At 22.4% G+C, this 24040-nt stretch carries 21 protein-coding genes, 1 tRNA gene and 1 other RNA gene; 16 read left to right on the top strand and 7 right to left on the bottom strand.

Annotation, left to right across the window (positions count from 1 at the left end; genetic code table 11):
* The first annotated feature begins 4 nt into the window (after positions 1-4).
* Positions 5-1819, top strand: coding sequence for an exodeoxyribonuclease V subunit alpha (gene recD, locus AB4W53_RS01560; RefSeq protein ID WP_367671709.1), 1815 nt, complete (start codon positions 5-7; stop codon positions 1817-1819).
* A 45-nt stretch (positions 1820-1864) separates the two neighbouring features.
* Here recD and AB4W53_RS01565 read toward each other — a convergent pair.
* Positions 1865-1938, bottom strand: a tRNA-Met gene (locus AB4W53_RS01565).
* A gap of 98 nt (positions 1939-2036) precedes the next feature.
* Between AB4W53_RS01565 and ribE the strand changes: the two genes are divergently transcribed.
* From ribE to AB4W53_RS01585, 4 genes are all read left to right on the top strand, one after another.
* Positions 2037-2549, top strand: a complete 513-nt coding sequence (gene ribE, locus AB4W53_RS01570) for a 6,7-dimethyl-8-ribityllumazine synthase (RefSeq protein ID WP_367671710.1) — start codon at positions 2037-2039, stop codon at positions 2547-2549.
* 107 nt (positions 2550-2656) lie between these two features.
* A complete protein-coding gene (ribD, locus tag AB4W53_RS01575) occupies positions 2657-3736 on the top strand; it encodes a bifunctional diaminohydroxyphosphoribosylaminopyrimidine deaminase/5-amino-6-(5-phosphoribosylamino)uracil reductase RibD (RefSeq protein ID WP_367671712.1) in 1080 nt (359 codons plus the stop codon).
* 50 nt (positions 3737-3786) lie between these two features.
* On the top strand, positions 3787-4203 hold the full coding sequence (gene nusB / locus AB4W53_RS01580; protein ID WP_367671714.1) for a transcription antitermination factor NusB: 417 nt from the start codon (positions 3787-3789) through the stop codon (positions 4201-4203).
* Between the two features lie 181 nt (positions 4204-4384).
* The gene (locus tag AB4W53_RS01585) at positions 4385-4672 is read left to right on the top strand and encodes a TusE/DsrC/DsvC family sulfur relay protein (protein WP_367671716.1); all 288 of its coding nucleotides are present in this window, start codon (positions 4385-4387) and stop codon (positions 4670-4672) included.
* 42 nt (positions 4673-4714) lie between these two features.
* On the opposite strand, the gene cyoE is transcribed toward AB4W53_RS01585, so the two are convergent.
* From cyoE to cyoA, 5 genes are all read right to left on the bottom strand, one after another.
* Complete coding sequence (cyoE, locus tag AB4W53_RS01590; RefSeq protein ID WP_367671718.1) at positions 4715-5563, bottom strand: heme o synthase; 849 nt, start codon at positions 5561-5563, stop codon at positions 4715-4717.
* Positions 5560-5901, bottom strand: coding sequence for a cytochrome o ubiquinol oxidase subunit IV (gene cyoD, locus AB4W53_RS01595; protein WP_367671719.1), 342 nt, complete (start codon positions 5899-5901; stop codon positions 5560-5562). Before cyoD ends, cyoE begins: the two co-directional genes overlap by 4 nt.
* Entirely contained in the window at positions 5901-6506 is a 606-nt protein-coding gene (locus AB4W53_RS01600; protein WP_367671720.1) for a cytochrome c oxidase subunit 3, read from the bottom strand. Before AB4W53_RS01600 ends, cyoD begins: the two co-directional genes overlap by 1 nt.
* Positions 6503-8476: a cytochrome o ubiquinol oxidase subunit I gene (gene cyoB, locus AB4W53_RS01605; protein WP_367671721.1), complete on the bottom strand. Its 1974-nt coding sequence runs from the start codon at positions 8474-8476 to the stop codon at positions 6503-6505. Before cyoB ends, AB4W53_RS01600 begins: the two co-directional genes overlap by 4 nt.
* Before the next feature lie 78 nt (positions 8477-8554).
* Positions 8555-9391, bottom strand: coding sequence for a ubiquinol oxidase subunit II (gene cyoA / locus AB4W53_RS01610; protein ID WP_367671723.1), 837 nt, complete (start codon positions 9389-9391; stop codon positions 8555-8557).
* 177 nt (positions 9392-9568) lie between these two features.
* Here cyoA and AB4W53_RS01615 point away from each other — a divergent pair, with 177 nt between their 5' ends.
* From AB4W53_RS01615 to AB4W53_RS01645, 7 genes are all read left to right on the top strand, one after another.
* Positions 9569-9859, top strand: coding sequence for a BolA family protein (locus AB4W53_RS01615; protein WP_367671724.1), 291 nt, complete (start codon positions 9569-9571; stop codon positions 9857-9859).
* A 110-nt stretch (positions 9860-9969) separates the two neighbouring features.
* Positions 9970-11283 carry a trigger factor gene (locus AB4W53_RS01620; protein WP_367671726.1) on the top strand — a complete coding sequence of 438 codons (1314 nt, stop codon included), beginning with the start codon at positions 9970-9972 and terminating at the stop codon, positions 11281-11283.
* Between the two features lie 56 nt (positions 11284-11339).
* Positions 11340-11981, top strand: a complete 642-nt coding sequence (gene clpP / locus AB4W53_RS01625; RefSeq protein ID WP_367671728.1) for an ATP-dependent Clp endopeptidase proteolytic subunit ClpP — start codon at positions 11340-11342, stop codon at positions 11979-11981.
* Positions 11982-12071: 90 nt separating this feature from the next.
* Positions 12072-13337 carry an ATP-dependent Clp protease ATP-binding subunit ClpX gene (clpX, locus tag AB4W53_RS01630; protein ID WP_367671730.1) on the top strand — a complete coding sequence of 422 codons (1266 nt, stop codon included), beginning with the start codon at positions 12072-12074 and terminating at the stop codon, positions 13335-13337.
* Between the two features lie 143 nt (positions 13338-13480).
* Entirely contained in the window at positions 13481-15814 is a 2334-nt protein-coding gene (lon, locus tag AB4W53_RS01635) for an endopeptidase La (protein ID WP_367671731.1), read from the top strand.
* A 275-nt stretch (positions 15815-16089) separates the two neighbouring features.
* Positions 16090-17826 carry an ABC transporter transmembrane domain-containing protein gene (locus AB4W53_RS01640; RefSeq protein ID WP_367671732.1) on the top strand — a complete coding sequence of 579 codons (1737 nt, stop codon included), beginning with the start codon at positions 16090-16092 and terminating at the stop codon, positions 17824-17826.
* 33 nt (positions 17827-17859) lie between these two features.
* Positions 17860-19590 carry a SmdB family multidrug efflux ABC transporter permease/ATP-binding protein gene (locus AB4W53_RS01645; RefSeq protein WP_367671733.1) on the top strand — a complete coding sequence of 577 codons (1731 nt, stop codon included), beginning with the start codon at positions 17860-17862 and terminating at the stop codon, positions 19588-19590.
* 11 nt (positions 19591-19601) lie between these two features.
* On the opposite strand, the gene ffs is transcribed toward AB4W53_RS01645, so the two are convergent.
* An RNA gene (ffs, locus tag AB4W53_RS01650) (signal recognition particle sRNA small type) lies at positions 19602-19697 on the bottom strand.
* Between the two features lie 152 nt (positions 19698-19849).
* Here ffs and dnaX point away from each other — a divergent pair.
* The 4 genes from dnaX (at position 19850) to AB4W53_RS01670 (ending at position 23999) form a co-directional block, all read left to right on the top strand.
* Positions 19850-20932, top strand: a complete 1083-nt coding sequence (gene dnaX, locus AB4W53_RS01655) for a DNA polymerase III subunit gamma/tau (protein ID WP_367671735.1) — start codon at positions 19850-19852, stop codon at positions 20930-20932.
* A 108-nt stretch (positions 20933-21040) separates the two neighbouring features.
* Positions 21041-21373 (top strand): YbaB/EbfC family nucleoid-associated protein, encoded by a 333-nt coding sequence (locus AB4W53_RS01660; RefSeq protein ID WP_367671737.1) that lies wholly within the window; start codon positions 21041-21043, stop codon positions 21371-21373.
* A gap of 61 nt (positions 21374-21434) precedes the next feature.
* A complete protein-coding gene (htpG, locus tag AB4W53_RS01665; protein WP_367671739.1) occupies positions 21435-23315 on the top strand; it encodes a molecular chaperone HtpG in 1881 nt (626 codons plus the stop codon).
* Positions 23316-23339: 24 nt separating this feature from the next.
* Positions 23340-23999, top strand: a complete 660-nt coding sequence (locus AB4W53_RS01670; RefSeq protein WP_367671741.1) for a nucleoside monophosphate kinase — start codon at positions 23340-23342, stop codon at positions 23997-23999.
* Positions 24000-24040 lie beyond the last annotated feature (41 nt).

Raw genomic sequence — 24040 nt, forward strand, 5'->3', positions numbered from 1 at the left:
TATTATGATTAAACTATTAAAAATAGCAATACAAAAAAAATTAATTAGAAATATTGATTTAGAATTTGCAAAATTAATTTGTAAAAAAAAAAAAAATATTAATTTATTAGTTTTTACATGCCTAAGTTATTATAGTAGCATAGGAAACACTTACTTACCAATTAACATTTTTCAAGAAAAAAAATTCTTTCCTAGTAGAGAAAAACTATTAACACAAAAAATTATAAAAAAAATTTCTTATATTAAAGATTGGAAACAAGAATTACTCAAAGATAATATAATCGGTAATGGAGAAAGTGATACACCAATCGTGATTGAAAAAAATAACATATATCTTTATAAAAATTGGTATATTGAAAAAAAAATTGTAAATTTTTTTAAAAATCAAAAGAATAATATATTAAACATAGAAGACAATATTATTAATAAATATATAAAAGAAATAAGTAAAATACCATCTAAACAAAATAAAATTGCTATCAGTCTTATATTAATTAATAAAATTACTTTTATTATTGGTGGACCCGGAACAGGAAAAACAAATATTATTCAAGAAATTGTTAATATTTTTACAAAAATATATGATATTCACTACAAAATAAAAATTGCAGCTTTTACTGGAAAAGCAAAAAATTGTATTATTGAAAAATTAAAAAATAATAATAACTATATTATTAAAAGTAAAAATAATACAATAAAAATTACTACAATACACAAATTACTTAGAATAAATACAAAATATAATTATACATATTTTAATAAATATAATAAATTAATTGCAGATGTTATTATTATAGATGAAACTTCTATGGTAGATTTATTAATGATGAATAAATTACTTGATGCAATTTCTCAAAATACAAAAATAATTTTTTTAGGAGATAAAAATCAGTTACCTACAATAGAAAATGGATCTATTCTTAAAGATATTTGTTATTATGCAAATAATAAATACAGTGAAAGAATATCTAAAATAATTTACAAAATGACAAACTATCATACTATTATAAATAATCATCACTTGAATTACATAAATGATTGTATTTATATCTTAAAAAAACAATACAGATTTTCAAAAAAATCAGAGATTAATATCTTTGCAAATGCTATTATTAAAAAAAAAAATGATATATTGAATAAAATTCTACAAAACAAATTTCATAACATTATTATATATAATATAACAAATACAAAAAAATATTCTAATATGATTAATACAATTGCATTATATTACTTAAAATACATCAATACAATCAACATGGAAAATAATATCATAAATATGATAAATATTTTTAATAAATATAGATCATTATGTGTTATGAAAAGTACTATGTTTGGAACAAAAAAAATTAATAACAATATCGAAGATGCAATAATTAAAAAAATTAAATTTAAAAAATATCGTATTGATAATAATTATTGGTATTTTGGAAAACCAATTATTTTTAATAAAAATAATAAAAATTTAAATTTGTATAATGGAGATATTGGAATTACCACAAAAAATAAAAAAAATCAATTACAAGTTTCTTTTTTGTCAACAAAAAATCATGTAATTAACATACCAATTAATATTTTAAATAAAAAAGAATACGATGTTGCTTGGAGTATTACAATACATAAATCCCAAGGTTCAGAATTTCAAGAAATAGCAATTATATTACCAAATAGATTTAATATTCTTTTAACTACAGAACTATTATATACAGCTATTACAAGAGCTAAAAAAAAAATTCAAATATTTACAGAGAATAAAATACTAATAAAAACTTTTTATAATCAAATTATTCGATATAACGGAATAAAAAATATGTTATAAAAACATTAATAAATAATATTGAAAGAATATTCAAATATTTATTTTTTGCGGGAGCTGGATTTGAACCAGCGACCTTCGGGTTATGAGCCCGACGAGCTACCATACTGCTCCACCCCGCTATATATCTAATTATATAGATTTTACACATAAAAGTCAATATTTAAAATTATATTATACTATCAATCATCATGCATGAATGCAAAATAAGGAAATCATTGTGGAACCTGTAGATAAAAATTTTCAAAAAAATAATATCACAATTCTTGAAGGAGATTTAAGATTAAAAACATCTAAAATCGCTATTATTGTACCAAGATTTAATGATTTTATTAATCAACATTTGTTGTTCGGAGCATTAGATGCATTAAAAAGGATAGGAAATCTTAAAAATAATAATATTCATATTATTAGAATACCAGGTGCTTATGAAATACCAATAATATCTAACATTATTGCTAATACAGAAAAATATAATGGTATTATAGCATTGGGTACTATCATACAAGGAGAAACTAAACATTTCGATATGATCGCGAGTACAATTTTTAATAAAATATCAGAAATTAGTATAAAAAATACCATTCCCATATCATTAGGAATACTTACTACTAACACTGTTGAACAGGCAATACAAAGAGCAGGAGTAAAATATGGAAATAAAGGATATGAAGCAGCAATTACTATATTAGAAATGATCAATCTTATTCAAATTATTTACAAAAAAGATTAATACATTAATATAATGTATATATGTTATCAATGATATAAAATTAATAATACCAATGCAATATGAATGATACATTAAAATATTCAAAATACCTCAAAGACCTTTTTTTTATGAAAAAAGCTATTAAATTAGCTCAAAAAGGAAAATATACTACACATCCCAATCCAAATGTAGGTTGTATAATTGTAAAAAATAATAAAATCGTTGGAACAGGTTGGCATGAAAAAGCAGGCAGTAACCATGCAGAAGTAAATGCTATTAATATGGCAGGGAAATTAGCAAAACATGGAACAGCATATATTTCATTAGAACCATGTAATCACTTCGGAAAAACACCACCATGCTGTAAATTAATTGTAAAATCGGGTATTACAAGAGTTGTAATTTCTATACTAGATCCTAATCCCAAAGTTTCTGGTCAAGGTATTCAATACTTACAAAAACATGGTATTCAAACAACAGTAGGAATTTTGTCTCAACAATCTCAAAAAATTAATTTGGGATTTTTTAAAAGAATGCAAACCGGAATACCATGGATTCAGTTAAAAATGGCCATTTCAATAGACGGAAAAACATCTATGAAAAACGGTGAAAGTAAATGGATTACTTCTCAAGAATCTATAAACAATGTTCACAAATTTCGAGCACTAAGTTCAGCTATTTTAAGTACCAGTACAACAATTTTACATGATAATCCAATATTAACTGCAAGATATTATAAAAAAATACATAATAACTCATACCAATCATATTTACAACCTATACGTATTATTATCGATAGCAAAAATCAGGTTCAACCAATACATAATATCATTCAAAATAATAATGGAAAAGTTTGGTTGATTCGATTACAAAAAGATGATAAAAATTGGCCAAAACATGTAAAACAGATTATACTACCACAATATAAAAAAAAAATTCATTTAAAAAAACTATTTAAATTTTTAGGTAGTCAAGGTATTAATATTATATGGACAGAATGTGGACCAAATTTATATAGTAAATTATTAAATATGAATTTGATAGATGAATTAATACTATATATTGCACCAAAAATGCTAGGTAACACAGCAAAATCATTGTATTTCAGCAAAAAAAATATAACTCTTTCTGAAGTACCAAAATTTAGTTTTCAGAATATTAAAAAATTTGGAACCGATATCAGAGTCATACTCAAACCAAAAAATTGAAAATAACAATAATATTACACATATTTTTTCATAAAATATTAAGGCAATATATGGAAATAAATACTAGAACAAAAACTAGACAATTGATCATACAAATTTTGTATGCATGGGAATTATCTCAAAATAATATTTTTGATATTCAAAAACAATACTTAGGAAGTATAAATAATAAAAACATTGATATTCATTATTTACATGACATTATTACTGGAATTCGTAACCACTGTCATATAATAGATAAAAAAATTACTTTATATTTACATCGTGCATCAAAAGAACTTGGACAAATCGAAAAAGCTATTTTAAGATTATCTTTTTACGAACTATATGAAAGATTAGATATTCCTTATAAAGTATCTATTAATGAAAGTATTGAATTAGCAAAATTATTTGGATCCCAAAATAGTCATAAATTTATTAATGGAATATTAGATCAAGTATGTAAAAAAATAAAAAACAATCATTAAAAATACTATAATATAAAATATTTTAAAATTTTTATAAAAATTTTATTATTTTTTAAAAAATTTATATTAATATTTTAAATGTATAAAAATACTAATATTATAACTAAAATACGTAAAAATATAACTGTAATAATAAAATGATATATAGTATATCAAAAAATATAAATTATTTAAAAATATTATGAAAAAAAATATGTACCCATTATGGAATGAAAATATTGCTAAAGCAATTGCAAAAACAGAAAATATTATTTTAAATAAAAAACATTGGGAAATAATATATTTAATTAGAAAATGTTATGATGATTTCAATATCATCCCTCCAAGTAGAATGTTATTTAACATAATAAAAAAAAAACTGGGGAAAAAATATAGCAATAATATATATATATTATCCTTATTTCCAAAGGGTATTGCTAAACAAGCAAATAAAATTGCAGGATTACCAAAATCAAATATATGTTTATAGAATATAATAATTGTAAAGTGTTACAAAAATTAAAATATATAATTAAATATAGAATATAAACATCATATTTAAAGAAATAATAATAATAATTGACCAATAAAATAAAAATTTAGCAAAAAAAATTCGTATAGGAAAAATATAAAATAAATACGTAAATAATAACCATAAAAAATTTAAAACAGTTAATATTATTAAGAATTTGATATCAATAAAATGCAAAAGATATAATAAAAATATCAAAAATGTAAAAAAAATAATATAAAATAACATTTGTTTAATTGTTTCTATAACACCATATACTGTAACAATATTACGTATATTCGCTAGTAGATAATCTTCTTTATACAATATGTAAATAGAATATGAATGAGGGACTTGCCAAATACAAAATATGAAAAATAATAATATTGACTTTGAATCAATATTATTAGAAACGGAACAATATCCAACCATTGGGGGTATTGCTCCAGAAATACTACCAATCATAGTAGAATATATCGATATTCTTTTTGTATATATACTATATAATACTACATAAAAAAAGAATCCCAGAATAGATAATAAACAAGATAGTATATTCACTTGTAATAAAAATATTAATACACTAAATAAAAATAATAATACTGCAACAATTTTTATAACAAAAATATTCACAATAGATTTTACTAATATTCTTTTTTGAGTACGAACCATTTTTTTATCAATATCAATATCAATAATATTATTAAAAATACAACCAGATCCAATCATACAACTTATTGCAATTAAAACAAAAAAAAGTATATGAAAATTAATATTATAATTATTTTGAAAAAAAAAAAATCCTCCTAGTACTGAAATTAAATTTGCAAAAATAATACCTGGTTTAATTAATTGAAAATATTTTTTCATTTTTTTAATTCATTAATAGGATAAATAAAATGATGATTTAAATTATACATGATCCATATAGAACCAAACATAATAATCCAAATAATTAACATAGTAAATACTAAAAAAACAATATTCCAATATCCTGTTTTAGAAAATGTTAAATGTAAAAAATATTTTAATTGTACAATAATTTGAATACAAGCACATACTATTAAAATTATCACAGTATTCTTTTTTGTAAAATAACGATGCATAACAACCAAAAAAGGAATAATAGTTAATATTATAGAAAATAAAAAACCTAATATATAACGCAGTACCTTATCTAAAAAACATACTTTTAGTATAGAATTCATTATATCTTTCCAATTAAATATACAATAGTAAAAACACAAATCCATATTATATCTAAAAAATGCCAAAATAATCCAAGACACAACATACGATTATAAATAACATTATTAAATTTTAATTTGAATGTTTGTAAGAAAATACCTAACATCCACAACAAACCTATGGTAACATGTGCACCATGTAAACCTACTAAAGTAAAAAAAGAAGATAATAATCCACTATTTTGAGGACTATATCCCAATTGTATTAAATGATGAAATTCATAAATTTCCAATACAATAAAAAATACCCCGAAAAAAAATGATAATAATAAAAAAAAATATATCAAAAAAAATTTTTGATATTCTATACTAAGAATGGAAATACCGTAAAAAACAGAACTTAATAATAATATTACTGTTTCTACAAAAACTATTTTTAAATTAAAAAAACTTTTATCTAAAATGATATTTTGTGACATAACACAATATACAGAAAACATAGTTGCAAATAATATACAATCACTCATTAAATATATCCAAAAACCAAGAACAGATTTCTTACTAAAGATATCTGTATGATTTTTCATGGAATATTTTTTTGTATCTAAAATATGATTTTTAATCATATATTATCCTTTTTAATATACAAAAATTTACTTTCAATTTTTTTCACTTGATCACTTGAAATATAATAACTATCTTCATATAATGTATAATTGATAAAAATAATAAAACTCAATATCAAAGCAAAAATACTGATCCACCAAATATGCCAAATCATTGAAAAACCAAAAATAAAAGAAAGAAATCCTAAAATAACACCTAAACTAGTATTTTTAGGCATATGAATACTATCAAATAATTGATTCTTTTTGCAAGATATACCTTTTTGTTTTTTATACCAGAAATCATCTATATTAGATACTAATGGAATTTGTGAAAAATTATATATTGGAGGAGGAGAAGGAATAGACCACTCTAATGTTCTTCCATCCCATGGATCACCATCATAATCACAATTTAAATGTCTATATTTAATAGAAACGTATAATTGTATTAATTGACATAATATACCAACTGCAATAAAAAAAACACCAATCATAGAAACTAATAACATAGGATGAAATTTATAATCAATATTCTGACTAATACGACGTGTCATACCTATAAATCCCAAATAATACAACGGCATAAAAGCAGTAAAAAAACCAGTTATCCAACAATAAAAAGCATATTTTCCCCACTTTTCATTTAATTTAAATCCAAATAATTTTGGAAACCAATATGTAATACCTGAAAAACAACCAAATACAACTCCGCCAATAATAACAGTATGAAAATGTGCAACTAAAAATACACTATTATGTAAAATAAAATCAATAGCCGGCATAGATAATAATACTCCTGCCATACCACCAATAGTAAAAGTAATTAAAAATCCTATTGCCCACAACATACAAGAATGCATATAAATACGACCCTGATACATTGTAAATAACCAATTAAATATTTTTACACCCGTTGGAATCGCAATAATCATCGTGGTAATTCCAAAAAAAGCATTTACATTAGCTCCAGCACCCATAGTAAAAAAATGATGCACCCATACTATAAAAGATAATATTGTAATAGATATTGTAGCCCAAACAAGAGAAATGTAACCAAAAAGGGATTTTCTTGAAAAGGTAGATACAACTTCTGAAAATACACCAAAAGCAGGTAATATTAAAATATATACTTCTGGGTGACCCCAAATCCAAATTAAATTAACATACATCATAGCATTTCCACCTAAATCATTAGTAAAGAAATGAAAATTACAATAACGATCTAGAGTAAGTAATATTAACGTCATAGTTAAAACCGGAAAAGCACAAATAATTAAAATATTAGAACATAATACAGTCCATACAAATACTGGCATTTTAAATAAATTCATACCAGGAGCTCGCATTTTTAAAATAGTCACTATAAAATTTATTCCACTTAATGTTGTTCCAATTCCTGATATTTGTAAACCCCAAATCCAATAATCTACACCAACTCCAGGACTATATTGAATACCAGATAAAGGAGGATATGCCAACCATCCTGTTCTTGCAAATTCCCCAATTATTAAAGATATATTAATTAATAATGCACCACTGGCAGTCAACCAAAAACTTAAATTATTCAAAAATGGAAAAGCAACATCTCTCGCCCCAATTTGTAAAGGTATTACTAAATTCATTAAAGCGATAATTAAAGGCATAGCAACAAAAAAAATCATAATTACACCATGTACAGTAAATATTTGATCATAATGGTAAGCAGGTAAAAAACCCTTTCCTCCCATAGAAGAAATATATTGTTGCATACGCATCATCACTGCATCCACAAATCCTCGAAATAACATTACAAAAGCAAGAATAAAATACATTACCGAAATTTTTTTATGATCTACAGATGTTATCCATTCTGACCATAAATATTTCCATTTACCTAATTGGGTAATCTGAAAAATGATAAACAAACTCATTAAAAAAATAATAGTAGCAGTAATCATAATAATTGGTTCATGATATGGAATCGCACCTATTGTCAATTTTCCAAACATAATATTCTTTTCCTTAATAATAAAAATTATCATCTTAATACAAGAATTCTTCTAATTTTGTATTATCAATCTATCCTACTACATGGAACGCAGCATAAAACTCTTTAAAATATTGGGATATACATGTGAAAAATATTGAACATCATTAATTAAACTAGGACGACATAAAATACTTAATTTATGTATAGTATTTAATTTGTATGAAACATGTTGAATTTTATTTATAAATTTATTAAAAATTTTTTTATTTGGTACCACTAAAGTATTAAATTTCATATCAGAAAAACCTTCACCATTATAATTAGCAGAAAATCCATAAAATTGACCTGGGTATTTTGCTAACAAATTAACATGACTAATCATTTTAGGCATTGCATATACCTGACTACCTAATTCGGGAATAAAAAAAGAACTCATAACAGAATTCGATGTAATACTGAAAATAATAGGTGTATTAACAGGTACAATCAATTCATTAATAGTAGCAATTTTTTCTTTAGGATAGATAAATAACCACTTCCAATCTAGTGCTATAGCATGAATTTTTATTGGCTGATGAATTGATGTAATATTTCTTTTTGGATCTAATGTATGAGAGGTTCTCCAAGTTAATAGACTTAAAAAAATCACAATTATAATAGGAACAATCCAAACTGTTACTTCAATAATATTAGAATGTTTCCAATTAGGACGATAAATATTCTTTTGAGAAGAACGATATGAATAAACAAACAATAAAGTCATAAAAATAACTGGTATCACAACAATTAACATAGTTAAAAATGATATAAAAATCAATTTATGTTGTTGTTGTGCTATTGTTCCAGATGGTTGAAAAACCATACTATGAAAACCAAATAATAAAAATATTCCCATCGTATATATTATATTTTTTACAATCGAAATTCCATTCATAATATTTCTTATAACCTCAATATACCTTGCGTATTTTAAGTGAAATATTCCAAATAATATTGTATAAAAAAATGAATATTTTAGTATATAAAATATTTCTTACATATGATATTATCATTATTTAAATACATTAGAAATACTATATAATTATATAATACATACTAATAACTATAAATTATGTTGAAAAAACTCAAAAAATATTTTCCTACTGATTATTTTAAAATCTTGGATAATAGTCATCACCATCAAAAAAATACAAAAAAACATATTACAATATTGATTGTTAGTAATCAATTTATTAATCAATCACTATTACAAAGACATCGTTTTATTTACCAAATTTTTTCCAAAGAATTAAGTACTATGATTCATTCATTATCTATACATACATATACTATTGCAGAATGGGATATAAAAAATAAAGAAAAAATACAAAAAATTAGTTGTAAAAAAAATAATAAAATATAAAAATATTCATGTCTAATATTATGATATTATATAATATAATATTATAATTTTATAAAATATAAAATTCTTATATCATCTATAAAGTTTTTTATTAAAAAAAGAGAAAAATAATGAAATGTGTTATACAAGAAACAAAGGATTTTGAAAAAAAAATAATAGTAACTATTCCTATAAAAAAAATACAAAACATAGAAAAACAAGAAATTATAAAAATTAGAAAAAAAACTATTATTAACGGTTTTAGAAAAAATAAAATACCAATCAATATTATTAAAAATAAATATCAAGATATCATTCAAAAAAATATCTTTAATAATGTTATTAACAATAATATTCAATATATTTTACAAAAAAATAATATTAATGCTATTCATCCACCAAAAGTTAACATTCTGCAATATAAAGAAAAATCTGATCTAATTTATGAAATAAATGTACAATATATACCAAAAATCAATTTGGAAAAATTAAAATTTATTACTATTCATGATGTGTGCATTCCAATTAATAAAAATAATATTTCACATTATATTGAATACATGAGAAAAAAACATAAAATATGGAATGTTAATAATCAAAAAATTAAACAAAACAATAGAATTACTCTTCTATGTAAAATAAATATAACAAAAAAAAAAAAAAAATGTTATGAAAATACCTTTGAATATCAATTTATTATTGGAAAAAACATAATTCTTGAAGATATTGAAAAAGAAATTCTCAAAAAAAAGATTCACGAAAACTTTTGTACTACCATTCATATTCCAAAAAAACATCCAGATTGTCAATTACAACTACAAGATGTTCCAATCAAGATTTATATAAAAAATGTTGAATCTTCACAAACAGTATATTCAACAGAACATTTTATCCAAACTATAAACAAACAAAATCAAATAAAATCACAAAAAGAATTTATAAACTTTATAGAAATACAATTTAAAAAATATATTAAATATTTGAAAAATAAATATTTAAATCAACAAATACTTAAATCCTTGACAAAAAGTAATATTATTGCAATTCCAGAAAACATACTACAAGAAAAAAGTAAAATTTTTCAAGACAATATGGAACAAAAATATATAAAAAATCAAGGTAATATTCTTGAAAAAAAATATTATTCTAATATAAAAAATCAAGAACAAAAAAAATTCACATTCGAACTTATAATACAAGCAATTATTTACCAAAATCAATTACAAGTAACAAATAATGAAATACAAAAATATATGAAAGATAATAATATAAATCTAAAATTTTTTAATAGTAAAAATATACAACATAAATATCTTGAATTACTTCAAAATATACAAGATAATATTTTAGAAAATAAAATTCAAAAATACTTATTACAAGTATGTACAATACAACCAAAAACGTTCGATTTACCAGAAATATTAAATTATTTATATCAAAAATAGTCCATTAATATTTAACTATCAGTTATCTTTTATAATACTTTTAAATAGGATAAGAAATGTTATACAAAAAAAACAAAAAAATATTTAATCACTACTTAATTCCTACCGTAATTGAAAAAACACAATCAGGAGAAAGATCGTATGATCTATACTCTCGTCTTTTAAAAGAAAGAATCATATTTATAACTGGAACTATTGAAGATAATTTATCCAATATAGTAGTTGCACAACTATTATTTTTAGAGTCTCAAAATCCAGAAAAAGACATTTTCTTATATATTAACTCACCTGGAGGAATTATCTCTTCTGGTATATCTATTTATGACACTATGCAATTTATAAAACCCCATATTAATACCATTTGTATTGGACAGGCATGTTCAATGGCTGCAATAATATTATGTTCAGGTACTAAAGGAAAAAGATTTTGTTTAAAAAATTCTAAAGTCATGATTCATCAACCATTAGGGGGTTACCAAGGACAAGTATCTGATCTTATTATACATACAAATGAAATTTTAAAAATTAAAAATACCATGAATAAAATTCTTGCACTACATACTGGACAAAACATACAAAAAATTATTCAGGATACCGAAAGAGATCATTTTTTAAATGCAAGGGAATCTATAAAATATGGATTAATTGATTCTATATTACAATCTAGAAAAAATAACGATATGCAAAACAGCAATTAATGTATTATAATAACACTCTTTAATATACAGAAATAATAAAAATGAATTACATATATTTAAAATCTTAAATAACTAAAAGAGAATATTTATATGAGTAAAAATATCAAAGAAAAAAAAATAACACAATATTTTTGTTTATTTTGTAAAAAAAACCGTTCCGAAGTAGAAGGAATAATATCGATAAATAATACACATATATGTACTGAATGTGTATCTTCTTTTTATCAAATTATTAAAAAAAATACATTTAATATTCAAAATACACATAATGATAAAATATTAATCAAACCAAAAAAAATAAAAAAAAAACTTGATCAGTATGTAATTGGACAAAATCAAGCAAAAAAAGTACTTTCAGTAACAATATATAATCACTATAAAAGAATTTTATATTCTGATAATATTAATTATCAAGATATTGAATTAAAAAAAAGTAATGTATTATTAATTGGTCCAACAGGAAGTGGAAAAACATTATTAGCAGAAACATTAGCAACATTACTCGATATTCCAATAGTAATTACAGATGCTACTTCACTAACAGAAGCAGGATATGTTGGAGAAGATGTTGAAAGTATTCTTCAAAAACTATTACAGAAATGTAATTATATTATTTCCAAAGCTGAAATGGGAATTATATATATTGATGAAATTGATAAAATATCTAAAAAATCTGATAATATGTCTATTACTAGAGATGTTTCTGGAGAAGGAGTACAACAATCTTTATTAAAAATTATGGAGGGTACAATAGCTTCTGTTCCACCTAAAGGAGGTAGAAAACACCCACAACAAGAATGCCTACAAATCGATACTTCGAAAATATTATTTATATGTGCAGGAACATTTAATGGGTTAGAAAAAATTATTAAAAAAAGATATTTTAAAAAATCTAATATTGGTTTCCAAGCTACCATTAATACTAATAAAAATCACAAAAATAATTTTCATATGTTACATAAAGTAGAGTCAAAAGATCTTATAAACTTTGGTTTAATACCTGAATTTATAGGAAGATTACCTATTGTTGTTACACTAGAAAATGTTAATAAAGAAATGTTGTATCAAATTTTATCTATCCCTAAAAATGCACTCATCAAACAATATCAAAAAATATTTTCTTTAGAAAATGTAGAATTAATTTTCGAAAATGATGCTATTCTTGAAATTGCTAAACAAGCAATAAGAAAAAAAATTGGAGCTAGAGGTTTAAGAACAATTCTAGAAAATATTTTACTTGATACTATGTATAATTTACCATCTATGTATCATGTTCAAAAAGTAATTATCAATAAAAATGTAGTAAAAAAAAAAAATACTCCAATTATAATACATCATAATGAAAATAAAGAATAATATTATTTTAAATAACATGTAAAATTATATTAATATAAAAAATGAAAAATATAAATATCAATTGCATATTCTTAATAAAATTACTTATTCTTCTAAAAAATGATTCATTAAGCTTGATCACAAGTATATAATAAGAGAACTTTATGGATTCTAAATGTTCCAAATATATTAAAATTCCTATACTACCATTACGGGATATAGTTATATATCCAGATACCATTATTCCATTATTTGTAGGAAGAAAAAAATCTATCCAATGTATTCATGAAGCTATGCAAAAAAACAAAAAAATTTTATTAATTACACAAAAAATACCTAAAATAGAAGAACCTACTCGTGAAGAATTATTTTCTATTGGTACAATATCTAATATTTTAGAAATATTTACATTACCCGATAATACTTTAAAAATACTCGTTAAAGGTATTCAAAGAGGTAAAATACATTCTCTATATAACAAAAATGATGCTGTTTTTGCAAACATAGAAAAAATAAATTCTTATCAAACAAATAATAAAGAACTACAGGTATTCAGAAAAATAGCTATTGAAAAATTTAAAAAATATCTCACTTACAGTACTACAAATTCAAAAAAAATTCTATTGTTTTTAAAAGACGTGGTTAATGATTCACAATTATCTAATATTATAGCATCATATATATCGTTACAAATAGATGAAAAACAAAAAATATTAGAGATGCTTAATGTTAATGAAAGGTTAGAATACCTCATTATTACAATGAACACAGAAATCGATTTATTTAAAATTGAAAAAAATATTAAATACAGAATACAAAAAAATATAGAAAAAACTCAAAGAGAATATTACCTTAACGAACAAATAAAAGAAATTCAAAAGGAACTAGGAAAAGAAGATTTAGTAGATGAATGCGAAATTTTGTTAGATAAAATACAAAACTTAAAAATCCCAAAAATAGTAAAAAAAAAATTCTTATCCGAATTACAAAAATTAAAAATGATGCCTGCAATATCTGCAGAAGCAACTGTAGTAAGAGGATATTTAGATTGGATTATTAAAATACCGTGGTATAAAAAAAGCAAACTGAAAAAAGATATTAAAAAAGCTGAAAACATACTTAATAAAGAACATTTTGGATTAAAAAAAATTAAAGATAGAATACTAGAATACTTATCTGTACAATTTCGTACAAATAAAAATAACGGTCCCATTCTATGTTTAGTAGGACCTCCAGGAGTAGGAAAAACTTCACTTGGAAAATCTATTGCGAAATCTATTGGAAGAAAATATACTAAAATTGCATTGGGAGGTTTAAAAGACGAGTCTGAAATTAGAGGGCATAGAAGAACTTATATTGGAGCTTTACCAGGGAAAATCATACAAAATATAGTAAGTACTGGAGTTAACAATCCTCTATTTTTACTAGATGAAATTGATAAGATAACTAATGATATACATACAGATCCTACTTCAGCGCTATTGGAAGTATTAGATCCAGAACAAAATACAAATTTTCATGATCATTACTTAGAATTGGATTACGATCTTTCAAAAGTTATATTTGTTGTAACAGCAAATACTACAAATATTCCAACTCCATTATTAGACAGAATGGAAATTATTTATATTTCTAGTTATACAGAAGAAGAAAAATTTCATATAGCTACACAACATTTAATACCAAAACAAATACAAAAACATGGTTTAAAAACCAATGAAATAAAAATTTGTAATAAAACTGTAAAAAACATTATATATCACTACACTAAAGAAGCCGGAGTGAGAAATGTAGAAAGAGAAATTGCAAAAATATGTAGAAAAGTTGTTCGAAATTTATTAACTAAAAAATCTATTAAACATATTAGCATTAAAAATAGTAATTTAAAAGAATATTTAGGGGAAAAAAAATTTAACTATGAAAAAATACATAAAAAAAATGTTATTGGTGAAGTAACTGGATTAGCTTGGACAGAATATGGAGGAGAGCTATTAACTATTGAAACTGCTTGTATAATTGGACAGGGAAAATTAAGTTATACAGGACATTTAGGAAAAGTAATGCAAGAATCGATTCAAACAGCATTTACAGTAGTTAAAAAACAATCCATTAAATTAGGCATCAAAACAGATTTTTATAATAAATATGATATACATGTACATATTCCAGAAGGGGCAATACCAAAAGATGGACCAAGTGCAGGAATTGCAATATGTACTGCTATAATATCAACAATAACAAAAAATCCTATTCGAAAAAATCTTGCCATGACAGGAGAAATTACACTAAATGGTAATGTAATCAGTATCGGAGGATTAAAAGAAAAAATATTAGCAGCATATAGAGGAAAAATAAAAAATATTATTATTCCATATCATAATAAATTCTATTTAGATAAAATACCTAAAAAAATTCTTTCAAATTTAATAATTTACCCAATTAAAACAATAGAAGAAGTATTAAAAATATCTTTAAAAAATCCACCATTTATTATATAAAGTATATTATTCACAATAATTACTAAAATAATATTTTAGAAATAATCTAATATTATGATATTATTAAAATACATGTACTTATTCATTAAGTATTAAAAATAATATATTATATTGATATATCTTCATTAATCATGTATTACAAATAATATATTAACAAAATTATTATGTGAAATCATTGATCTGTTGCAGAATTAATTTTTTATAACATATATTTCAGATTTAAAATACAATATATAAAATCACAACATATGATATTGAATCAATAGGATTGTAACGTGCAATTATTTAATCAAATTAGTTGGTATTTTATAAAAGAATGGAAACGTTACTTAGGATCTATAATACTATTAATTATAATAGCAATATTACAACTTCTACCACCAAAAATAGTTGGTATCTTAATAGATACCATTATAATAAAAAAAAAATATGAAACTCAATTATTTTACTGGATTGGGCTCATTTTTTTAACATCTATAATAGTATATTTCTTAAGATATTCATGGAGAGTATTATTATTTGGGGCAGCATATAAATTAGCTGTACAATTAAGAATTAAATTATACAATTTTTTAAGTAAAAAAAACATAACATTCTATATTAAATATAGAACTGGAGATTTAATGGCAAGAGCAACAAACGATGTTGACAAAGTCGTTTTTGCAGCTGGAGAAGGTGTACTAACACTTATAGATTCAATTATCACAGGTTGTTCAGTATTAGTGATCATGATTGTACAAATTAATTGGAAATTAACAGTGATTTCTTTAATACCTATGCCAATCATGGCAATTGTGATAACACAATATGGGAAAAAACTATATTTTTCTTTTCAAAAAGCACAAAAGAAATTTTCTGATTTAAATAATCAAACCCAAGAAAGTTTAACAAATATTTATATGATTAAAGGTTTTGGTTTAGAACAATATGAAATGAGGAAATTTGAAAATATAGCAGCTGATACTAGTAAACAAAATATTAAAGTCGCTAAAATTGATGCTAAATTTGATCCAATAATTTATTTTGCAATTATGTTATCAAATTTATTAGCAATTTCTGTTGGTAGTTATTTAGTTTGGAATAATACAATTACCATTGGAAAATTAACAAGTTTTATTATGTATTTAGGATTAATGATTTGGCCAATGTTAGCACTAGCATGGATGTTTAATATAGTAGAAAGAGGTAGTGCAGCTTGGAATAGAATAAAAAAAATCATTAATACCAATGATTTTATTCAAAATGGAGAAAATAACCTTGTAGAAAAACTAGGAAACATCAAAATTAAAATTCTACAATTTCATTATCCTAATTCAACAAAAAGTATTATAAAAAATATTTTTATTAATATCCCTGCTAAAAAAATTATTGGAATTTGTGGACCAACTGGAAGCGGAAAAAGTACCCTATTAAATTTAATACAAAGAAACTTTAATATTAATCAAGGAAATATTTTCTATAATAATAATCCGATTTCAAGTTTTAAAATCACACATTGGAGAAAAAAAATAGCTGTTGTAAATCAATCAGTATTTTTATTTTCAGATACTATCAAAAATAATATTTCTTTAGGAAATATATTATCTTCTCAAGAAGATATAGAATATGCTGCAAAACTAGCTGGCATACATAATGAAATCATGCATTTCCCGAATGGATATCAAACAAAATTAGGAGAAAATGGTATTGTTTTATCAGGAGGACAAAAACAAAGAATTGCTATTGCAAGAGCGTTATTAATTAATGCAGAAATTTTAATCTTGGATGATGCATTATCTGCTATTGATCGAACAACACAACGTGTTATTTTAAATAATATAAAATTGTGGAAAAAAAATCTTCACACTATTATTATAGTTTCACATGAAACTTTTATCTTAAAAAAAACAGATTATATATTTATCATAAATCAAAAAACAATAGAACAACATGGTCAACACCATCAATTAATAAGACATAAAAATTGGTATAGTAAAATATATTACCATCAAAAAATACATAAAATTATATAATCAATTTTTATATATTATCTAAAAAGGAAAGATATGGCTAATTTCATACAAGGTTGGCCAACACTTAAACGTTTATTAAAATATGGGCTTTTTTGGAAAAAAACAATTATCTTAGCATTTTCAATACTATTTATAGCATCATTATCTGAAATTTTAGGACCAGTATTAATTAGTTATTTTATTAATACTGTTTTAACAAAACATATACTAAATAAAAAAATAATATTTATAATTGCTTCATTATACATAACATTACAAAGTATTTCAGTAATTTTAAATTATTTCCAAATGGTTTTATTTAGTAGAACAGCTATTCAAATTATTGAAAAATTAAGGTTCCAAGTAATGTCTGCAGCATTATTACAACCACTGCATTTTTTCAATACACAACCAATAGGAAAGATTGTATCTACTATTACTAATGACACAGAAGTAATAAAAGAATTATATGATACTGTACTCACTACTATTTTTAAAAGTAGCTCATTAATTATCATTATGTTAATTACTATGTTTATTTTACAATGGAAAATGGCAATTATTTCTACAATATTGTTTCCATTGGTTATAATAGTAATGTTTGTTTACCAATATTATAGTACCCCAATTTTAAGAAAAGTCAGGTCATATTTAGCAAAAATTAATCACGAATTCAATGAAGTGATTAATGGAATGTTAACTATTCAACAATTTTCACAAACACATCGATTTAAAAACTCTATTAAAAAAACTAGTATATTACATTATTCAAAAAAAATACAATCATTGAAATTAGATGGATTTTTACTGAGACCATTAATTAGTTTTTTTTCTTCATTAGTATTATGTGGACTCATGATTTTATTTACATTATCTCCTCTTGAATCTGTTGCTATTGGAACGCTATATGCATTTATTAGTTATTTAGGAAGACTAAATGAACCCCTAATCACTATAACAACACAACAAGCCCTATTACAACAAGCCGTAGTTGCAGGAGAAAGAATATTTAAAATTATTGATGCTCAAAAACAACAATATGGAAAAGATTGTTTCCCATTACAAACAGGAAATATTATAATTAAAAACTTAAATTTTAAATATTCTCAAAATCACAAACATACATTGAGTGATATTAATGTTACAATACCATTTAAAAGTTTTATCTCAATTGTTGGAAAAACAGGAAGTGGAAAAAGTACTTTAATAAACTTAATTATGGGTTATTACCCTATTAATAATGGAAATATCTTTATTGATAATCGTCCAATTCATTCTTTAAGTTATACAGTGATAAAAAACGGAATATATATGGTACAACAAGATCCAATAATATTCACTGGAACTATATTATCAAATATTACACTAGGAAGAAAAATTTCTGAAAAGAAAATTTGGGAAATCTTAAAAAGTATAAAATTATATCACTTTATAAAATCTTTACCAAATCAATTACATGAAAAATTAGGAGAAAAAGGAAATAATTTATCTGTTGGACAAAAACAATTATTATCAATAGCTAGAATTTTAATTTTAAAACCTAAAATTTTAATCCTTGATGAAGCAACGGCAAATATAGATTCCGAAACAGAGAAATTAATACAAAAATCACTATTAATGATTAAAAAATACTCTACTTTAATTATTATTGCACATCGACTGTCTACAATTATTAAATCTGACAAAATTTTTGTATTAAAAAAAGGGAAAATTCTTGAGGTTGGAAACCATAAACAATTAATTCAAAAAAAAGGATTATATTATAATATGCATCATATAACATAAATGGTGAAATGCTTCATTAGCTCTATAGATACCTATATCTATTTAATTTAGCTGCTTCTTTCCAGACCTGACCAATTAATTAAATTTTTATAGTATCAGAACTAATAAAGCATTTCTATTGAAGCGATAAGTAACAATATAATAATGCACTAAAAACAAAATAATTACAAGCATTTTTTAAATATAATATACTATATTGTAAATAACAAATATTTCTATCATATTCTATAACTATAAATATTTTTACAAATTATAATATATGAACTATCAAATTTTAGCAAATAAATGGAGACCAAAATCTTTTAAAGAAATAATTGGTCACCAAGATATTATTACAGCAATATTACATGGCTTTCAATATAATAAAATACATCAAGCATGGATATTATCTGGTACAAGAGGGATAGGAAAAACAACTATCGCTCGCTTATTATCTAAAACTTTAAATTGTACAAATAGAATAGACTCATATTCTTGTAATATATGTTCAAATTGCCAAGATATTGAAAAAAAAACTTTTCCTGATATTATAGAAATCGATGCAGCATCAAAAACAAGAGTAGAAGATATTAAAGAATTATTAGAAACAATTCAGTACCTACCAATTAAAGGAAAATATAAAATATATTTAATTGACGAAGTCCATATGCTTTCTAAACACAGTTTTAACGCATTACTTAAAAATCTCGAAGAACCGCCAAAATATGCAAAATTTATTTTAATTACTACAGAAATAAATAAAATACCAGAAACTATTTTATCTCGATGTATGTATTTTCATTTAAAACCAATTAATATCAAAAAAATAAAAAATCACCTTATAAATATTTTAATAAAAGAAAATATAAATTTCGAAAAAGAGGCATTAGAAATCATTGCTGAAAATGCTAAAGGCAGTATCAGAGATGCATTAAATATAATAGAACAAGCTATTTTAATCAATTATAATAATATTACAAAAATATCTATCATAAAAATGTTTGGTATACTAGATAAAGAACAAATACTAGAAATTTTTACAACTATATTAAAAAAAAAAAATACTAAATTATTCAATTTATTAAAAATTGTTTATGAATCTAATATAGACTTAGATCAAATATTAATAGGTATATTAAATATACTACATAATATTATTATCATAAAAAATATGCATTATACTAATAATAGTATTCATTCTCAATATAAAAAAAAAATTTTTCAAATGGCAAAATTATTAAATTATAAAGAATTAAAAAATTATTATAAAATAATTATCACAGGTAGAAAAGAATTATCTTTTTCTCCAAATGTTAAAATAGGTGTAGAAATCACTTTACTCAATTTTCTAAATGCAATATAAATGTATTAAAATTTTATTCTAATGAATTAAATATATTAAAATAATATATTATACTAGTAATATATTTTAAATCCAATGTGATAATTTATTTTAAAAAAAGGAAATACTATGTTTAATAAAAACAACATGAATCATCTAATGCAAGAAGCAAAAAAAATACAAGAAAAAATTTCAAATATTAAGAAAGAAATTGCTCATATGACAAAAATAGGAGAAGCAGGCGCAGGATTAGTAAAAGTTACTATGAATGGTAAATATCATTGTATAAAAATAGAATTTGATAATAGTTTATTAAATAATAAAGATAAAGAAATGATCGAAGATTTAACTACAGCAGCATTTAATGATGCTCATAGAAGAATTACTGAAGAAAAAAAAAATAAAATGTCTTCTATATCTCCAGAAGTATCACTACCTGATGAAATTACTTCCATGATATAAAATATAAAATAATAAATATAATATTATCCATGATAGTATAAAATCTTAATTAAGGAAAATAATGAATATTCCAAAAAAAGAAAAATATCAATTTCAGTCTGAAACAAAACAAATATTGGATTTAATGATCCACTCTTTATATTCCAATAAAGAAATTTTTATCAGAGAACTCATCTCAAATGCTTCTGATGCTATTGAAAAAATAAGATTTCAATTATTATCACAAAAAAATAATACAATACAAAATATGAAAATGAAAATTCGTATTTCTATTAATAAACAATCCAATACATTAATGATTTCAGATAATGGTATTGGTATGACAAAAGATGAAATTATTCAAAATTTAGGCACCATAGCAAATTCAGGAACAAAAAAATTTTTACATTCTATCAATTCCAAAAAATTGAAAAATAACGAATTAATTGGAAAATTTGGAGTCGGTTTTTATTCTTCATTTATCGTTTCCGAAAAAGTTATTGTAAAAACTAGACACCACACAGAATTAGAACCAAATAATAGTATTTTATGGGAATCAGATGGAAAAGGCGAATATACTATTAAAAAAACTAATAAAAAAGATTTCGGAACAGATATTGAATTATATCTCAAAAATACAGAAATTGATTTTCTCGAAAATTGGAAAATTAAAAATATAGTCTGTAAATATTCAGATCATATTTCTATACCTATAGAAATACAAGAATATGATGAAAAAAATAAAGTATTTTTTTGGAAACAAATTAACAAAGCAAAAGCATTATGGAGAATCCCAAAATCAGAAATTACTGATAATGAGTATCAAGATTTTTATAAAAATCTTTCTAAAAGTAATGATGAACCGTTATCCTGGATTCATAATAAAGTAGAAGGTACACAAGAATATATTAGTTTATTATATATTCCAAAAAAATCAGATTGGAATATTTGGAATTTTGATAGTATAAAAAACGGATTAAAACTATATATTAAAAAAACTTATATTATGGATGATGCAAATCAATTTTTACCAAATTACTTAAGATTTATAAAAGGAATTATTGATACTAATAATTTACCTATTAATATTTCTAGAGAAATTTTACAAGAAAATAATGTTACTAAAATATTAAAAAAATCTCTTACAAAAAGAATATTAACACTAATTAAAAATTTATCTGTAGAAAAAAAAGAAAAATATAAAATTTTCTGGAAAGAATTTGGATTAATATTTAAAGAAGGAATTGCTGAAGATATAGAAAATAAAAATCAAATTGCAGAGTTATTAAGATTTTCTTCCATTCAATCTAATGGAAAAGAACAAGAATTATCTTTACAAGAATATGTTAATAATATGTCAAAAAATCAAACAAAAATCTATTTTCTGACTGCAGAAAATTATCATACTGCTAATACTAGCCCACACTTAGGTATCTATCGTAAAAATAATATTAATGTATTATTATTATATGATAAAATAGACGACTGGATGATGAATTACTTAACTGAATTTAAAGAAATAAAATTTCAATCAATTAATAAAATAGACGATGATTTTGAAAAAACATTTAATACATCATATAAGAAAGAAAATATTACAGAAGAAATGCAAGAATTTTTAAAAAAAATTAGAATAGTATTAAAAAATGAAATCAAATCAGTACAATATAGTAATAAATTAATTGATACTCCATGTGCATTAATTACAGAAAAAGATGCAATGAGTACTCAAATGTCTAAATTATTTTTAGCTGCAGGAAAAAAAATACCACCGTTACAATATATTTTAGAAATTAATCCAATGCACCCATTAATTACAAAAATTATTAGTAATCAAAACGATAAAAATATTAACACATGGATTAAAATATTATTTGATCAGTCATTATTGGCCGAAAAAGGGTCTTTAGACAATCCAAATATTTTTATTAAAAATATTAATCAAATATTCATGCATCAATAAAATTACTTTGATAACAATATGATTATGAAAATGATATTTTTAGATCCTAATGGATCAGGAAAAAGAAAATATCAAAAAATGATGGAAAAAGAATATCATATTAAATATATTTCTATTCCTGAAATCTTTCAAAACACTGTTTTAAATACCCAAAAAGACAAAAAACTAATAATGAACAATACAGAATATAATTCTTTAATCAAAGATCCAATAATCATTCATTTAATTGCAAAAATATTGAAAAAAAATAATTGTTTTGAAAGATTCATTTTAAATAATTTTCCAAAAACAATTTTACAGGCACAGGAAATGGAAAGTAAGAATATCAAAATCAATTATATTATTGAACTAAAATTACCAAATAAATTTATTTATGAACGCAATATGATCATGAATAACACGCAACACCATAATTACCAAAACAATAATATAAAAAATCATGTGTCTTATGGAAAAAAAATGAATCAATTTAATGAAAAACAATTAAGAATCGAAAAAAATAAAAATCTTAAAAGAGTTCATAGAAAAATATTAGAATATAAAAAAATAAAAAATGTTATTATGAATTTTTATAAAAAGAAAATACAAAATAAAATTATTAAGTATTATCCAATTAATGGAACTAATACCAATGAAATAATATATAAAAAAATAAAAAAAATAATTACATCCAAAATGCATTAAATGATGTTCCTAATATTTATTATAATTTATATTATATAAAT

Origin of the sequence: Buchnera aphidicola (Myzocallis carpini), from assembly GCF_964059025.1 — a bacterium.
Taxonomy (GTDB): Bacteria; Pseudomonadota; Gammaproteobacteria; order Enterobacterales; family Enterobacteriaceae; genus Buchnera_L; species Buchnera_L aphidicola_AK.

Excerpts from the sequence above, each read along its gene's own strand:
- dnaX (WP_367671735.1), top strand. The coding sequence starts at position 19,850 with ATGAACTATCAAATTTTAGCAAATAAATGGAGACCAAAATCTTTTAAA.
- nusB (WP_367671714.1), top strand. The coding sequence starts at position 3,787 with ATGGAAATAAATACTAGAACAAAAACTAGACAATTGATCATACAAATT.
- recD (WP_367671709.1), top strand. The coding sequence starts at position 5 with ATGATTAAACTATTAAAAATAGCAATACAAAAAAAATTAATTAGAAAT.
- AB4W53_RS01670 (WP_367671741.1), top strand. The coding sequence starts at position 23,340 with ATGAAAATGATATTTTTAGATCCTAATGGATCAGGAAAAAGAAAATAT.
- cyoA (WP_367671723.1), bottom strand. The coding sequence starts at position 9,391 with ATGAATGGAATTTCGATTGTAAAAAATATAATATATACGATGGGAATA.
- cyoE (WP_367671718.1), bottom strand. The coding sequence starts at position 5,563 with ATGAAAAAATATTTTCAATTAATTAAACCAGGTATTATTTTTGCAAAT.
- ribD (WP_367671712.1), top strand. The coding sequence starts at position 2,657 with ATGAAAAAAGCTATTAAATTAGCTCAAAAAGGAAAATATACTACACAT.
- htpG (WP_367671739.1), top strand. The coding sequence starts at position 21,435 with ATGAATATTCCAAAAAAAGAAAAATATCAATTTCAGTCTGAAACAAAA.
- lon (WP_367671731.1), top strand. The coding sequence starts at position 13,481 with ATGGATTCTAAATGTTCCAAATATATTAAAATTCCTATACTACCATTA.
- AB4W53_RS01620 (WP_367671726.1), top strand. The coding sequence starts at position 9,970 with ATGAAATGTGTTATACAAGAAACAAAGGATTTTGAAAAAAAAATAATA.
- AB4W53_RS01600 (WP_367671720.1), bottom strand. The coding sequence starts at position 6,506 with ATGATTAAAAATCATATTTTAGATACAAAAAAATATTCCATGAAAAAT.
- AB4W53_RS01660 (WP_367671737.1), top strand. The coding sequence starts at position 21,041 with ATGTTTAATAAAAACAACATGAATCATCTAATGCAAGAAGCAAAAAAA.
- AB4W53_RS01615 (WP_367671724.1), top strand. The coding sequence starts at position 9,569 with ATGTTGAAAAAACTCAAAAAATATTTTCCTACTGATTATTTTAAAATC.
- AB4W53_RS01645 (WP_367671733.1), top strand. The coding sequence starts at position 17,860 with ATGGCTAATTTCATACAAGGTTGGCCAACACTTAAACGTTTATTAAAA.
- AB4W53_RS01585 (WP_367671716.1), top strand. The coding sequence starts at position 4,385 with ATGAAAAAAAATATGTACCCATTATGGAATGAAAATATTGCTAAAGCA.
- clpX (WP_367671730.1), top strand. The coding sequence starts at position 12,072 with ATGAGTAAAAATATCAAAGAAAAAAAAATAACACAATATTTTTGTTTA.
- clpP (WP_367671728.1), top strand. The coding sequence starts at position 11,340 with ATGTTATACAAAAAAAACAAAAAAATATTTAATCACTACTTAATTCCT.
- cyoD (WP_367671719.1), bottom strand. The coding sequence starts at position 5,901 with ATGAATTCTATACTAAAAGTATGTTTTTTAGATAAGGTACTGCGTTAT.
- cyoB (WP_367671721.1), bottom strand. The coding sequence starts at position 8,476 with ATGTTTGGAAAATTGACAATAGGTGCGATTCCATATCATGAACCAATT.